The following is a 15,107-nucleotide window of genomic DNA, read 5'->3' as shown; positions in this document are numbered from 1 at the left end:
CGTATAAACCAGTGGCTATAGCCGGTTAGTCGGTGGCCCAAAAAAGATAGCACTAACAAGCGGTTACTCAGACGCTAATGTTGGCCAATTTGTCGAGCAAAATCCAGTACCCAATCGGAATCCGTACGCAAGGTAATAACGCGAGCACGGCATTTGCGCAGTTCATTGATTACACGCTCGTGGTGGGCACGAGCCTGAGCTGCATACTCGGCGCGGGTCTTGTCGTTGATGTTGAGTTCAATGGTCTCGCCGGTAGCTGAATCCGCCATGACCACCGGGCCTTCGCCGGGTAAGGCTTCATCGGCTGGATCTACCAGGCGAATCGCCATAATCTCTGTCGAGGCCGAGGCAACGCGCAGCGGGCGCGCCCAATCGAGTGATCCAAGGAAATCCGAGATGACAACCAACAGCCCAGCGCGCGGAGCCTGAGTCATTACTGTGTCAATATCCGCTGCGAGGTTATGCTCAGCAGTCGCGTCAGCCAACTGCTTGAGCAGCATCAAGCTGTGGGCACGGCCCTGGCCCGCGGGCACTGGAGTGCCACCGGCGATTAATCCAGTTCGGGACCCCGGGGCGTCGTTAAGCATCGTCACAGCGCCGGCAGCGGCGGTGAGCAGATGTCGTTTGGTGGTATCGGCCAATCCCGTGGACAGACGTGCGGCGGGTTCGGCGACGATCCAGCACTCCAGCTCACGCTCGGCCTCGGAGGTGCGAACGTGCGGCACTCCAGTGCGGGCTGTCACTGCCCAGTTCATCTGGCGAACATCATCGCCGATGACATATTCGCGGGAGCCAACCGGCTCAGAGCCATCTCCAGTAGCGGTGGAGAGAAAGCTGCCGCGCAAAAGTCCGTTGAGCTTACGCGTAACAGTTAGCTCTAAGTACGCCAGGACGCGTGCAAGATCGTCTTCACGAGCTGACATTAGGAGGCAGTGCCCTCATCGGAGCCAGTGCTCGCGCCTTGGGGAAGGCGCACGTGAGACAACACGATGTCAATAATCCGTTCGGGAGTAACGCCATCGGCCAGGCCCTCATAGGACAGGACCAAGCGATGACGCAGCACGTCGGGAAGCACGGAGACCACATCGTCCGGCACGACATAGTCGCGACCGGAAAACAGCGCGTGGGCGCGGGCAGCCGCGACAGCACCAAGAGTTGCACGCGGTGATGCGCCATAGGAAAGCCAGCGGTCGACATCCTTCAACTCCGCCCGCATCGGATTGCGGGTGAGTTCGATGACGGCCACGATGTAGTCAATCAGTGTGTGGTGGACAAAGACTTCGCGGGTAGCGCGCTGCAGTTCCCGAACGCTCTCTGGGGTGAGAATCTGCTGCGCGACTGGAGGGGTGGCTCCCATGCGGTAGACAATCTCCCGCTCTTCCGCCGGAGTGGGGTAACCCACGAGGACCTTAAATAGGAAACGGTCCCGCTGGGCCTCCGGCAGTGGGTAGACACCCTGGTTTTCGATTGGGTTTTGCGTGGCCAGAACCAAAAACGGCTCCGGTACTGGCGTGGACTCCCCTGCGATGGACACCTGGTGCTCTGCCATGACTTCCAGCAGAGCCGACTGCACCTTCGCCGGTGCGCGGTTGATTTCATCAGCGAGCACGATATTTGACATGACCGGGCCGGGCTCGACAATGAACTCCGAGGTGTCCTGGCGGAAAATCCGGGTGCCGACAATATCTGATGGCACCAAATCCGGAGTGAACTGGATACGGGAGTAGGACCCACCCATCACTGTGGCAAAAGTAGACACTGCCAGAGTTTTCGCAACACCCGGAACACCTTCGAGCAGGACATGACCTCCTGCGAGCATCGCGATGAAGAGCTGCTTAATCAGGTGCTCCTGGCCAACCACAACCTTCCCCAGCTCCGCGTATGCGCGCTCGAGGTCCGTGTGGTCAGTGGGCGTTGGGTAGGTCACAGAGAAACCCTTCTTTAGGTCGGTCGCCCGACCTGTAGAACACGTCGTTAGAAACTAGACGAGGCGGACAACGTTCGGTGTCATTCCGTTATAACGGACTGGCGAAATCTTAACCACAGAACCGGACTGCGGTGCCTCAATCATCTTGCCATCGCCCAGGTAGATAGCGACGTGGCCATGACCATTCGGGCCCCAGAATAGCAGGTCACCACGCTTCATCTGAGATGCCGGGTAGTGCTTTCCGCGCTGGTACTGGTAGCCGGTGTAGTGAGGCAGGTCAATGCCGACAGCGGCGTAGGCGTACAGAGTCAGGCCCGAGCAGTCGAAACCAATCTTGTTGTAGTCGCCGTGGGAGTCAGCTACTCCGCCGTCACGGATGCCCTTGGTCGGGCCGTTGGCGTTGCCGCCGCCCCATGCGTATGGGACACCGAGCTGCCCCATCGCGCGTGCGATGACAGTCTCGACCTTCTGGCTGGAAGAACCCGAGGTGCTCTGACCAGTCTCTGGATTCGTCGGCGCCACAGTCTGCGCCGGGGTGCCGCTTGACGACGAGCTGTCGGTGCTAGAAGATTCCGAGGTCTCGGTGGACTCAGAGGAGTCCGAAGATTCGGTCGTCTCAGAGGAACTGGTGGAGCCAGTGGAGTCGGTCGAGCTGCTAGAACCAGTCGAGCCAGTGGAGCCCGTAGAACCAGTCGAGTCGGTAGAGCCAGTGGAACCAGTCGAGTCAGTTGAGCTAGTGGAACCAGTCGAGCCCGTAGAACCAGTGGTGCTAGAGCTTTCATCTGTGGACTCAGAAGAGGAATCCTCATCAGTCTGGTTCGACTGCGCCTCGGCGCGAGTCTTAGCTGCGGCTTCCTCAGCGGCCTTCTTGGCAGCGGCGTCTTCCGCTTCCTTGCGGGCCTGCTCGTTCTCGTAATTCTGGCGCTGGGAGTTCAGCTCGTTGACCGCGTTTCGGGCTGCATCCAAAGATGCCTTTGCGGCATCGCGATCGACCTGAGCCTGCTGGTAATCAGCTTGCTCCTTTTGAAGCTCCTCGTTTGCCTCGGAGTACGCGTTCTGAGCATCGGTGTTTCGCTGGTTTGCGGTGGCTTCCGCCTGCTGAGCCTCGTCACTCTTCTTGCGAAGCGTGGACTCCTGGTTAGCAGCCTCCGTTCGATTCTTATCCAGAGAGTCAACGGTCTGCTCTTGACGATTCGCTTCGCGACGCAAAGCGGACAGACGGTTAATAGCCTCGGATGCATCTCGCGCACCCTCGAGAATTGAGCCACTGGAACGTCCCTGGCGCATGATGGTGCGTGCTAGCTCGTCGAACTGCTTCTGGGCACTAGCGAGCTCAGCGCGGGAACGGTCGAGTTGGGTTCGCGCCTCGTCGACCGCCTCGCGCGCACGGTTAGCGGCATCTCGAGCGTTCTCAAGGTCCACCATGGCCTTGTTGACATCCTCGCGCAGAGTGCCCATGCGTAGCTCGAGGTCAGATACCCGGCGCTCGCTGGAAGTTACCTCGGCGACCAGGGACTGCAAGTACGACTCGGCGTTAGAGGCCGCCTCACGCGCTTGACGGATCTGGGCGTCGCTCGGATTCAGTGGTTGTGCAGCTGCGACCTGAGTGTTCGTCGCCAGAAGACCCGCCGTGATAATACCGGCAATTGGACGAGTCCAATATGATGCACGGACTTTGCGATTACTCGGCACCGCGTTACTCCTACATTTCTCCTATGGGTGCGTTCACGCCTCAGAATCGACACCAGCGACTTCCCCATCGTTGGATATCTTCCCGTTGTTGCCTCCAGGTCTTGAGTGGAACTTCGAAAAACGTCGAACCGAAACCAAAACCAAAAGCAACAGCGGCGCTCCCGCGAGTTTTCATTGGTCAATACTGGACCCTTGAGTCCACTATTGGCATCACGAAGCACTTTACGGGTCAAAAAGCTCTAAAAAAACATAAGTAACAAAATTACCAACTGTCCCCCACTTTGTAACCGTTTCGTTATATGCCGTGGCCTGCGGTTATGATGAGCCCCGGTTTTCTGTGTGAATTATGTCACTATGTGGTGACTTATCGGCGTGCCGGACTGCCGCGGACCTTTACCTGGGGTACCGGTCATAAGAAAAGGTCAAGCGCTCATGCTTGACCTTGGCGAAAATCGTTGACACGGTTACGGCGACTGCAACAGTGTTATCCAATTGAGATAGTGACTGAGTTCTCCACTGCTACCAGTTTTTGGGGCATTTACCCTGTCCCTTGCCGTGGGGTGGAAAACCCGGGGACGGTGAATGTATTCAGTGGGGCCGTTAACTCCAGCGTCCGTCGTAAAGCGAACTCTTAGGCGGTTGGGCGTGTGCGTAGCCAGTAGAACGTCAGCCCGACGAAGAGTGCGACGATAACGACGCCTGCGATGAGGCTGTAAAGAGTCCACGGGACGACGTAGTTAGTGAGCTCGTGCAAATAGGCATCGAGACCCGCCGGATAGTCTCGTGGAGTCTCCATCATTGCGTGGTCGGCGCGTTCAATGGCTGCGCGGGGGAAATCGGCAGATGCGGTGGCCACATTGCCCGGTGTGCGCACGACAGTGGTGCCGCCGACTTGGTCCGCTACTTGGCGGGCAAAGGAAAAGATGTCGGTGTTCTTTTGTTCGGCGACGGGGTAAATCTTCTCGCTATCTAGGTAGATGATATTGAAAATGCGCACCCCCCGATTTGCTGCATCGTCGACAATTGGCTGGACCGCTTCTCGGAGCTGTGGGTTATTTGTCACGATGTTGTCGGTGCGTAGCTGAGCGACCACCTTCTCGACGGTTTCTTTCGCTGCCTGTGAATCTGCTGGCGTATGCATTAATTGCCTTCCGTATCGTGCTCCTGTTTTGCGTGAGAATGGTTTCCACGCGCCCCAATTTGGCGGAGATGCTGCTTCGTTTGTCCTATCTATAATGGCCTGCTCTGGATGTGAACGGGGGTAGCGTGACTCGGCGCGCCGCGAGCAATCTACATACAGAACGTTCGTACTGTTATTGTTGATGCAAGGACGGTAACGCTTCCTTAAAAACGTGTGTGTGGGCTCGTGTGCCCCGCGTCGTGATTATTGCTTTAATTGGTTGATAAGGGGCGGCGTGATCGCACCTATGCCTTGTGGAGAGCCGAAATTCGAGTGCCGGACTCTTCAGTTAAGGCGACAATTCACCCGAATAGAAATGGAGCTGACTGTGGCTGAAAGCAAGAACTCTTTCAACGCCCTGCGCAAGCTTGAGGTCGGAGACAAGTCTTATGACTACTTCGCTCTTGACGCCGTGCCGGGTATGGAGAAGCTGCCTTACTCGTTGAAGGTTCTCGGTGAGAACCTGCTGCGCAACGAAGATGGCGCCAACATCACTGAGGAGCACATCAAGGCTGTCGCCAACTGGGTTCCTTCGGCTGATCCGTCGATCGAGATTCAGTTCACCCCTGCTCGCGTTATTATGCAGGACTTCACCGGCGTCGCCTGTGTTGTTGACCTGGCTACCATGCGTGAGGCTGTTAAGACTCTCGGCGGCGACCCGGATCAGGTTAACCCGCTGAACCCGGCAGAGATGGTCATCGACCACTCGGTCATCATCGAGGCCTTCGGTAGCGAAGACGCTCTGGCTAAGAACGTCGAAATTGAGTACCAGCGCAATGATGAGCGCTACAAGTTCCTCCGTTGGGGTACTGGCGCATTCTCCAACTTCCGCGTTGTTCCTCCGGGAACCGGTATTGTCCACCAGGTCAACATCGAGTACCTGGCTCGCGTTGTCTTCGAGAACAACGGCCTGGCATACCCGGACACCTGTGTTGGTACTGACTCTCACACGACCATGCAGAACGGCCTGGGCATCCTGGGCTGGGGTGTCGGTGGTATTGAGGCTGAGGCCGCAATGCTTGGCCAGCCAATCTCCATGCTCATTCCGCGCGTCGTTGGCTTCAAGCTGACTGGCGACATTCAGCCGGGTGTTACCGCAACCGACGTTGTGCTCACCGTCACCGATATGCTGCGCCAGCACGGCGTCGTCGGCAAGTTCGTAGAGTTCTACGGCGCTGGCGTCTCCAAGCTGCCGCTGGCCAACCGTGCGACCATCGGTAACATGTCGCCAGAGTTCGGTTCCACCGCCGCAATCTTCCCGATCGACGATGAGACCGTCAAGTACCTGGCCCTGACTGGCCGTGACAAGGAGACCCTGGAGCGCGTCGAGGCTTACGCCAAGGCTCAGGGCATGTGGTTGGACGAGAACACTCCGGAGGCTGAGTACTCCGAGTACCTCGAGCTGGACCTGTCCACCGTCGTTCCGTCCATCGCTGGCCCGAAGCGCCCGCAGGACCGCATCGAGTTGGCTTCCGCCAAGGAGCAGTTCCGCAAGGACCTGCACAACTACTCCGACGGCGAGATTAAGGGCGCTGTCAAGGCTTCCGCACCGACCTCCGAGCTGGCCGCAGACTACAACGAGTCCCGCGAGGGCCACGGCGAGTCCGCCGCTAACGGCGCTGAAGGTCGCCCGAGCTCCCCGATTACCGTCACTTCCCCGAAGGGCGGCGAGTACACGCTCGACCACGGTATGGTCGCTATCGCTTCCATCACCTCTTGTACCAACACCTCCAACCCGTCGGTCATGATTGGCGCTGGTCTGTTGGCACGCAAGGCTGTCGAGAAGGGCCTGCAGGCAAAGCCGTGGGTCAAGACCATTTGTGCTCCGGGCTCCCAGGTTGTTAACGGCTACTTCAAGCGCGCTGACCTGTGGAAGGACCTCGAGGCTCTGGGCTTCTACCTGTCCGGCTTCGGTTGTGCAACCTGTATCGGTAACTCCGGTCCGCTGCCGGCTGAGATTTCCTCCGCCATCAACGAGGCCGACCTGGCTGCTACCGCGGTTCTGTCCGGTAACCGTAACTTCGAAGGCCGCATCTCCCCTGACGTGAAGATGAATTACCTGGCCTCCCCGATTCTGGTTATCGCCTACTCTATCGCCGGTACCATGGACTTCGACTTCGAAACCGACGCCCTGGGTCAGGACGCAGAGGGCAACGATGTCTTCCTGCGCGACATTTGGCCGTCCACGGAAGAGATCGAAGCAACCATCGAGGCCTCCATCTCCTCCGAGCTGTACGACGAGGACTACAAGGATGTCTTCGCTGGTGACGAGCGCTGGCAGAACCTGCCGACCCCGGAGGGCAAGACCTTCGCTTGGGACGACAAGTCCTCCTACATCCGCAAGGCACCGTACTTCGACGAGATGGAAATGGAGCCGGCACCGGTTTCCGACATCAAGGGCGCTCGCGTCCTTGCTGCCCTGGGTGACTCGGTGACCACCGACCACATCTCCCCGGCTTCCTCCATTAAGCCGGGCACCCCGGCTGCTCAGTACCTCGACTCCATGGGCGTTGAGCGCAAGGACTACAACTCCCTGGGTTCCCGCCGTGGTAACCACGAGGTCATGGTGCGCGGCACCTTCGCTAACATCCGCCTGCAGAACCAGCTGCTTGACGGTGTTACCGGTGGCTACACCCGCGACTTCACCCAGGAGGGTGGCCCGCAGGCCTTCATCTACGACGCTGCCATGAACTACAAGGAGGCTGGCACTCCGCTGGTCGTCGTTGGTGGTAAGGAATACGGCACCGGTTCCTCCCGTGACTGGGCAGCTAAGGGCACCCTGCTGCTGGGCGTCAAGGCTGTTATCGCTGAGTCCTTCGAGCGTATCCACCGCTCGAACCTCATCGGCATGGGCGTTGTTCCGCTGCAGTTCCCGGAGGGTGAGTCCTGGAAGTCCCTGGGCATCGATGGCACTGAGACCTTCGACATCGCTGGTCTGGAGGAGCTGAACAACGGCTCCATCCCGAAGACCGTCAAGGTTACGGTTACCAAGGAAAACGGCGAGTCCTTCGACTTCGACGCTGTGGTCCGCATCGATACCCCTGGTGAGGCTGACTACTACCGCCACGGCGGTATTCTGCAGTACGTCCTGCGCAACATGATCAAGGGCAACTAGTTTCCCTTTGACTCGTGCGCGCTAGGGCTTGTTACAAGCAGCGCTTCTAGAGGCCGGTAGGTAGCGCTAGCCCGCGGATTCATACCCCACGGGCTAGCGCCCTGCCGGCCTCGGGTTTCTCTACCCCAACCAAGATGAGGCTTGGGAAGTATAGGAATGGCGCTGCCACGTCATGCAGTGAAACATGTCCCTGGGCGTCGCCGGCAAGAAAAGAGTTTCCTTATGCCAAAAGTGAGTAACCAGGATTTAGCTCAACGGCGGCACGAAATTCTCGACGGCGCTCGGCAGTGCTTTGCAGAATTCGGCTACGACGGCGCAACGGTCTCTCGTCTGGAGTCCGCTACCGGTAAGTCTCGCGGTGCTATCTTCCATCACTTCGGATCCAAAGAAGGTCTGTTCTTAGCATTGGCCGAAGAAGATGCCGCAAATATGGCGGAAGTCGCGGAGGCTTCCGGATTAGTGGAAGTTATGCGTGACATCGTGGCGAACCCAGACAAGCATGGCTGGCTGGGAACTCGCCTTGAGATTGCCCGTCGCCTTCGCAGCGATCCGGAGTTTAAGGGCCAATGGTTGGGCCATCAGGATCAATTGGATGACGCTGTTGCCCACCGATTGACCCAGACATCCTCATCCGGCTCCCTGCGGTCGGATTATTCGGTTCGCACGATGCAGCTTTTTCTCGAGCTGATGCTCGATGGCATCATCGTTCGTCTGGCATCTGGTCGCACTGTCGACGAATTGGATTCCGTGCTTGATTTAGTTGAAGACAGCTTACGGCGCAAGGACTAGCCGCTCAGGCTAGGCCTGATAGCGTTACGTACCACCCGCTCCCCTAATACGGGAGCGGGTTTCGGCTTTCTGCCGTGCATTTACCCCGTTTGACCGGTGAAGATGCATAGATTTCACTCAATATGGACTAAGCTGTCTATTTATGAGTGTGGGTAAGTTTTTGTTGGTGGCGCTCCGCCCCGCAGATGGTGCGGGGCAAGCCGAGTACCAGGACTTTCTGGATTCCACCGGGCTTGAGCCCAGCCAGTTGGATCTGTTTACCATTGACGCTGTCGGCGCTATGTTGCCCGACCTGACCTCCTATGACGGCGTATTTGTCGGAGGCAGCCCATTTAACATCACCGACCTTGAGCATTCGGGTTTGCAGAAGTATTCGCACGATGTGCTTTACGACGTACTTAGGAGTCCTGTCCCCGCACTGCTTATCTGCTACGGCGCTAGCTACACAGCCTTTACTTCGGGTGGTTTGGTTAACCTGCGCCACGGCGAAGTAGCGGGTTCTACCCGGGTAGAGCTCACCGAAGCCGCCACTCAAGATCCAATAGCTTCGGTGTTGCCTCCGGTTTTTTATGCGTTGACTGGCCACAAGGAATCCGTTGCGGAACTTCCCAATCACGCAACTTTGCTTGCCACAGGTCCAACCTGTCCGGTGCAGATGTACTCGATCGGATCGAATAACTGGGTTACCCAATTTCATCCGGAGATGAATGCTAACGGACTGCTCCGCAGAATGTCTTTCTACACCGACGTCGGTTACTTTGACCCGGAGGAAGTCGATGCGATTCGACTAAAGGTATCTGATGTGGACCTCCAGGCCGTCTCGTCAATCATCCCCCGATTTATGCACGTATGTACGCATGCAGCCAATCCGAGCCTGCTAGTGGTGCAGTAGTCTCCGTCCCCCTCTAGCTCCCTTTTTCACGAAATTTGTTCCCGCAAATGTCTACCTCCGCCAAGCCCTTCCTCCTGCTTTCCACACGCGGCGAAGATGCCGCAGCTCACGCTGAACATCTCTCATTTGCCAGGAGGTGTGCATTGGCGCCGGCAAAGTTGCATCAAATTCGCCTGGAACAGTCTCGTCCGGGGAATCTGAATCTAGATAACTACTCGGGCGTAATCGTTGGCGGAGGTCCCTTTAACGCCTCTGATGACGATAAGAGCTATCTACAGAAGGAAGTCGAAACCTGGTTCGAGGATTTGTTGGCAGAAGTGCTCGAACGAGACTTCCCCTTCTTCGGAGCTTGTTATGGCGTCGGCCTGCTCGGTACTGCTGGCCATGGCCGTGTCTCCCGCAAGCACGGGGAGCAGGCAGCTGTAATCGAAGTAGCTGCAACTCCAGATGGCGAATCAGATCCAATTCTTGATGGTTTACCGGCCCACTTTCACGCCATCGTCGGCCACAAGGAGGCCATCGAAGAACTGCCTGGCGACGCTACGTTGTTGGCAACTGGAAAGGACTGCCCCGTACAGATGTTTCGGTTGGGCCGCAATGCATATGCGACGCAGTTTCACCCGGAATTAGATGCCAACACGTTTGCCCAGCGTCTCCAGATTTACGCAAATGAGGGCTACTATTTACCAGGAACAGATCTTGAAGCGGTGTCGGCCGCGCGACAGTTGGATGTTGCTCGAAGTGGGCGTATTCTTCAGAATTTCGCTCGGCTTCATACCGCATGTAGAGACTAATTAGTTTTATCTAGTGGCAATAAGCAAAAGGAATGTGATTGTCGCATGGAGAGGTGGAATCCCGATTCGGCACTTGCCGGACAGTCACCATCAATTGAAATGTCTGTGCTGCGATCCGGCGCGATTATTATTGCCGTCACCGGCTTTTTGTGGCAGGTTGAATCGGCTGTTCGTTCTGTCCCCTTTGAAAACTTTCTGAGCCACTGGTTCCCTTTTGCATCACTGCTCATATTCATTCTCAGCGATATGTTGCTGATTTGGGCTGTGATTAATAATACGCGGCGAGGCCTTATTACCGCACTGCGTGTGCCGATGTACATCATGTTGGTTTTCCTGATGTTGGTTTCAACCTATTGGGATCTCCCTCATAACGTCGTTGGAAATGCGCTCTGGTATAGCCCATTTTCAGGTTTAGCCCTCGCTGCATTTGCTCTGACAGTGCCACTCCACATCAGTTTGTCCGTGATGGTATTTGTTCCCGGACTTATTGCGGTCATTAATTCGTGGTTGCTGGGACACACTTTTTGGCTCGACATGTTGTCGGATGTCGGATTCAATCTCATCAACACTTTTCCATTTGTGATTATTGCGGGCTCTGCACAACCCGTCGCAAGACTTATTGACTTCACCTACGAGAACTCTCGAAAGGTGAATGAGAGAGCGGAGCGCATGCGTGTCCGCGGCGAGGCGATGAGCAGCTTCAACGCCTATGTCCATGACTATGTATTGGCCGCATTGTCTGCAATTGGTAAGGGCTCTAAGATTGACTTCTCGCTAGACGAGCAGACCGGGCTGTTTTTCTCGCCTCGGCAAACAGTAAGCGGTAGAACTTTTGCGGAGTCCGTACGAGCGCAATTGATGTCGGTGAGCCCCGACATTGGGGTAACGCTAGATACCAGCGAAGAAGGCGGTCCAGTTCGGCTGCCAGGAGAAGTTGCTAACACGTTCCTATTAGCCGCAACCGAGGTGGCAAATAATGCCAAGCGTCACGCAGGTGCCGCAGCGGAAAAGAAATGCCACATTCGTGTTGCCTCGGGAGAGGTGTCTATTGATTTTCGTGACGATGGCACCGGGTTCGACCCCGAGGGAATTGACCCGCATCGTGCAGGTATCCGGTTGAGCGTTAAAGGGCGAATGGAGGCCCTTCGCGGTGGAGATGCTCTGGTTAATTCAAAGCCTGGGAAAGGTACTCAGGTTATTCTCAAATGGCACGGTAATACCTCTCCTGTGGAAGAGGAAGATGTAGTCGATTCCTCCGCTCACACGACATCGCTGTATGACCTCATGGGAATGTCAATTGTTTTTTCCTGGCAGTTCTACGGCGCGATCGTCGGCGTGTTGTTCATGGTTCTAGTCAGTAATGGACAATTATTTACCGCGGCCGGGCAAATCAGTCTGGCATTAGCGATCGGCCTTCTCGGGCTGATTATGTATGGCCGCCATTCACAATTGCCGTTAGCCCGTGCAATTGTAACTGGTGTCGCGATCGTTGTATTAGCTGTGGTGGGGCTCTACCAGCCCATTCCAAATAATTTGGAATGGTCGTATTTCTGGCACTTTAGCTTAATTTCTTTTGCATCTGCATTGCTCGCCATCCGCGGCCGCCCCTGGGTTGCGCTGAATTCAGTGCTCGGTGGCGCGATCATGGTGGAGCTTCTCAAGTTCTTCCCCTTTGCCCCCTCGGATACGACCCACATCAGTATCTCTGGAGTTGACCTGTTAGTTCGCTCCGTGATGTTGGTCGCGGGAATTTTGACGTCCATCATGGTCCGCTTTTTTATGCGCACCGTTCCGCAGTCTATTCAGGATTATAATCGTGCGCTGTACGCTGCCGGGGCCGCCAAAGAGTACGAAATTAGCAGCCAGAGTAACTACGAGTGGCTGCAGCGCCGGGTCGGCCCCATTTTTAGCGCCGCTGCAGTTTTGGAAGAACCGACCCCGCGACTGCAGTTGCGTGCGCGGCTTACAGAGCAGCTTCTCCGAGACGTCCTACGTTCGCCGCATCTAAATGTTGGGTCCCTTCACCAAGCTGTTTGGGACGCCCGCGCAAGAGGTGTTCATGTCCGGCTCCTCGATGACCGCAATCACACGCAGGCCGTTTCCGATAGCACCGATGTGCGCCGTATTCCGCTTGTCGACGACGATTCCGCGGTGGCCAAGTTGATGCCGAACTTCCTCGAAGCAATCGATAACGCCGAAGAAGGATCGGTAACAATTCGCCTATTGCCCCCGGGCAGACGTGCATTTGCATCTATTTCTGATGACAATGGAGTGCAAAGGTTTGATGAAGCCGGTGAGAGGATAGTGATGTCACGTGACTAGGGAGAATATTGCGGGAATGAGCAATGCTTCCATCGACGTCTCGGCTGCAATTGACTCCGACAACATCGGAGATTACAGCGTGCAGTCGGATCGTTTGCTTCGCGTTGCTGCGATTGATGATCATGCCTTGACTCTGCAGGGGCTCGAAACCCTACTTTCTGCAGAGCCAGACTTTGAGCTCGTCGGCTGTTATCAAACTGTGCCGGAGCTACTGGCCGATGTGGGCACCGATGACCGCCTGGATGTGGTCGTGCTGGATCTACGGCTGGCGGATAATTCAGATCCAGCGCAGAACGTTCTGTCGCTGGAATTGGTTACCGATCACGTGCTCATCCTCTCGTCAGCTGAAAGCCCATACCTTGTCCGAAAGGCAGTGCGTACCGGAGTGATGGGGGTTGTGCAAAAATCGGAAACCCCGGAGACAATCGTGTCTGCAGTACGGCTGGCGGCACTTGGCAAGGGCGCTCTGACTACAGAATGGGCATCGGTAGTTGACTCTGATCCCCTGCTCGACTCTGTCGATCTGTCAGAACGCCAGCGTGAGGTACTGGAGCTTTACGCCTCCGGTGAGTCGACGAAGCGAGTCGCGTCGATGACAGGGCTGACACCGAACACCGTGTTGGACTACTTGGGTCGTATTCGAGCCAAGTATGCGGCAGCTGGCCGGGCCGAGAACAGCCTTAACAAGTCGGAGATGTATAGGCTCGCTCAGCAGGACGGTTACCTGCCAGGGCCAATGGATCCGTCTTAAGCCAGCTCGACGATTTCCATGTAGTCGTCGCTCCAGAGGTCTTCGGTGCCGTCGGGAAGCACGATGACGCGCTCGGGCTCTAGCGCCTTGACCGCACCTGGATCGTGGGTAACCAGTACGACGGCCCCGGTGTAAGTGCGCAGTGCGTCGAGCACCTGTTCGCGGGACTGAGGGTCGAGGTTGTTAGTGGGCTCGTCGAGAAGCAGGACGTTTGCGCGGGAGCTAACCAGCGTCGCCAGCGCCAGACGTGTCTTCTCACCACCGGAGAGGGTTCCCGCTGGCTGCTGCAGCTTGTCGCCGGAGAACATAAAGGCACCGAGCAGGCTCCGCAGTTCCGGCTCGTTGACGTCAGGGCAGGCGTAGACCGTGTTTTCCCAGACAGTCTTGTCCGGGTCAATCGTGTCATGCTCCTGGGCGAAATAGCCGATGCGCAGGCCGTGGCCGGAGACAATGCCGCCTTCGCCATCGGTGCGCTCCACACCGGCGAGTAGCTTCAGCAGCGTCGTCTTACCAGCGCCATTGAAGCCGAGGACAACCACGCGGGACCCCTTGTCAATCGCAAGATCCACACCGGCGAAGACTTCCAACGAACCATACATCTTGGTCAGTCCCGTGGCGTTGAGCGGAGTCTTGCCACAGGGCGCCGGTTCTGGGAAGGAAATATGAGCGACCTTATCCTCGACACGGACCTCGTCGAGACTGTCCATCATGCGCTCAGCACGAGCCACCATCTGCTTGGCCGCACGGGCCTTCGTCGCCTTCGCGCCTAGCTTCTCGGCCTGCTTGCGCAGTGCGCTGGCCTTCTTCTCCGCGTTGGCGAACTCACGGCGACGTCGAGCCTCATCGGTCGCGCGTGCCGTCAGGTAGTTCTTCCAGCCCATGTTGTACACATCAGCTTCGGCGCGCACTGCATCGAGGAACCAGACTTTGTTACACACGGCCTCGAGCAGCTCGACATCGTGCGAAATCATAATCAAGCCGCCCTCATGCTTACTGAGGAATTCGCGCAGCCAGGTAATCGAATCCGCATCGAGGTGGTTCGTCGGCTCGTCGAGAAGCAGCGTCGTGGCGGACTTGCCCGAGCCTTCGGTCGCGGCGAAGAGGATCTGCGCAAGCTCGACGCGGCGGCGCTGACCACCCGAAAGCGTCTTCAGTGGCTGGTCGAGTACGCGCTCCGGCAACCCCAGCGCGTCGCAAATGCGGGCTGCCTCGGCGTTCGCCTCGTAGCCGCCGAGGTCGTGGTAGCGCTCCTCGAGCCGCGAAAACTTCCTAATCGCCGCATCGCGCTTTGTGTCAGTGGTCGCGGTCTCCATGATCTCCTGCTGGCGATCCATGCTGCGGCGGATTTGGTCAAGGCCTCGCGCCGACAGCACACGGTCGCGGGCGGAGATGTCGATGTTGCCCTCGCGCGAGTCCTGCGGCAGGTACCCGATCGAGCCAGAGCGCACTACTGAACCGCCATAGGGCTCAGTTTCACCGGAGAGAATACGCATAGTCGTCGTTTTGCCAGCACCATTTCGCCCGACGAGTCCAATCCGGTCTCCCGGCTGGACACGCAGCTGCTCACCCGGTGCAGTGAGCAGGGTACGGGCGCCGACTCGGACTTCAAGGTCATGGGTCACAATCACGAACGAGTAGCCTACCA

Annotated in this window: 11 protein-coding genes; 6 read left to right on the top strand and 5 right to left on the bottom strand. The window is 57.2% G+C overall.

Annotated features, from left to right (window positions below):
* Positions 1-74: 74 nt before the first annotated feature.
* The 4 genes from HMPREF2857_RS07825 to HMPREF2857_RS07810 all read right to left on the bottom strand — a co-directional run bounded on the left by HMPREF2857_RS07825 (position 75) and on the right by HMPREF2857_RS07810 (position 4,760).
* Positions 75-923, bottom strand: a complete 849-nt coding sequence (locus HMPREF2857_RS07825; protein WP_016422768.1) for a DUF58 domain-containing protein — start codon at positions 921-923, stop codon at positions 75-77.
* A complete protein-coding gene (locus HMPREF2857_RS07820) occupies positions 923-1,927 on the bottom strand; it encodes an AAA family ATPase (RefSeq protein ID WP_016422767.1) in 1,005 nt (334 codons plus the stop codon). The genes HMPREF2857_RS07825 and HMPREF2857_RS07820 overlap by 1 nt, the downstream gene beginning before the upstream one ends.
* A 54-nt stretch (positions 1,928-1,981) precedes the next feature.
* Complete coding sequence (locus tag HMPREF2857_RS07815) at positions 1,982-3,619, bottom strand: DIP1281 family NlpC/P60 protein (RefSeq protein ID WP_070643474.1); 1,638 nt, start codon at positions 3,617-3,619, stop codon at positions 1,982-1,984.
* 631 nt (positions 3,620-4,250) lie between these two features.
* Complete coding sequence (locus HMPREF2857_RS07810; RefSeq protein WP_070643471.1) at positions 4,251-4,760, bottom strand: Rv1476 family membrane protein; 510 nt, start codon at positions 4,758-4,760, stop codon at positions 4,251-4,253.
* Between the two features lie 367 nt (positions 4,761-5,127).
* Between HMPREF2857_RS07810 and acnA the strand changes: the two genes are divergently transcribed.
* The 6 genes from acnA (at position 5,128) to HMPREF2857_RS07780 (ending at position 13,462) form a co-directional block, all read left to right on the top strand.
* Entirely contained in the window at positions 5,128-7,914 is a 2,787-nt protein-coding gene (gene acnA, locus HMPREF2857_RS07805) for an aconitate hydratase AcnA (RefSeq protein WP_080971469.1), read from the top strand.
* Positions 7,915-8,136: 222 nt separating this feature from the next.
* Positions 8,137-8,703 (top strand): TetR/AcrR family transcriptional regulator, encoded by a 567-nt coding sequence (locus tag HMPREF2857_RS07800; protein ID WP_016422763.1) that lies wholly within the window; start codon positions 8,137-8,139, stop codon positions 8,701-8,703.
* A 142-nt stretch (positions 8,704-8,845) separates the two neighbouring features.
* Complete coding sequence (locus tag HMPREF2857_RS07795; protein WP_070429718.1) at positions 8,846-9,595, top strand: glutamine amidotransferase-related protein; 750 nt, start codon at positions 8,846-8,848, stop codon at positions 9,593-9,595.
* Between the two features lie 47 nt (positions 9,596-9,642).
* Complete coding sequence (locus HMPREF2857_RS07790; protein ID WP_083229260.1) at positions 9,643-10,389, top strand: glutamine amidotransferase; 747 nt, start codon at positions 9,643-9,645, stop codon at positions 10,387-10,389.
* Positions 10,390-10,434: 45 nt separating this feature from the next.
* Positions 10,435-12,711 (top strand): sensor histidine kinase, encoded by a 2,277-nt coding sequence (locus HMPREF2857_RS07785; protein WP_070438426.1) that lies wholly within the window; start codon positions 10,435-10,437, stop codon positions 12,709-12,711.
* Positions 12,704-13,462 (top strand): response regulator transcription factor, encoded by a 759-nt coding sequence (locus tag HMPREF2857_RS07780; RefSeq protein ID WP_224433497.1) that lies wholly within the window; start codon positions 12,704-12,706, stop codon positions 13,460-13,462. Before HMPREF2857_RS07785 ends, HMPREF2857_RS07780 begins: the two co-directional genes overlap by 8 nt.
* On the opposite strand, the gene HMPREF2857_RS07775 is transcribed toward HMPREF2857_RS07780, so the two are convergent.
* A complete protein-coding gene (locus tag HMPREF2857_RS07775; RefSeq protein ID WP_070643468.1) occupies positions 13,459-15,090 on the bottom strand; it encodes an ABC-F family ATP-binding cassette domain-containing protein in 1,632 nt (543 codons plus the stop codon). The two genes, HMPREF2857_RS07780 and HMPREF2857_RS07775, sit on opposite strands and share 4 nt — an antisense overlap.
* Positions 15,091-15,107 lie beyond the last annotated feature (17 nt).

This window comes from Corynebacterium sp. HMSC076C10 (assembly GCF_001812455.1).
Lineage (GTDB): Bacteria > Actinomycetota > Actinomycetes > Mycobacteriales > Mycobacteriaceae > Corynebacterium > Corynebacterium jeikeium_D.
The sequence above is the reverse complement of the archived record's forward strand: the minus strand, read 5'-3'. Positions and strand labels throughout refer to the sequence as shown.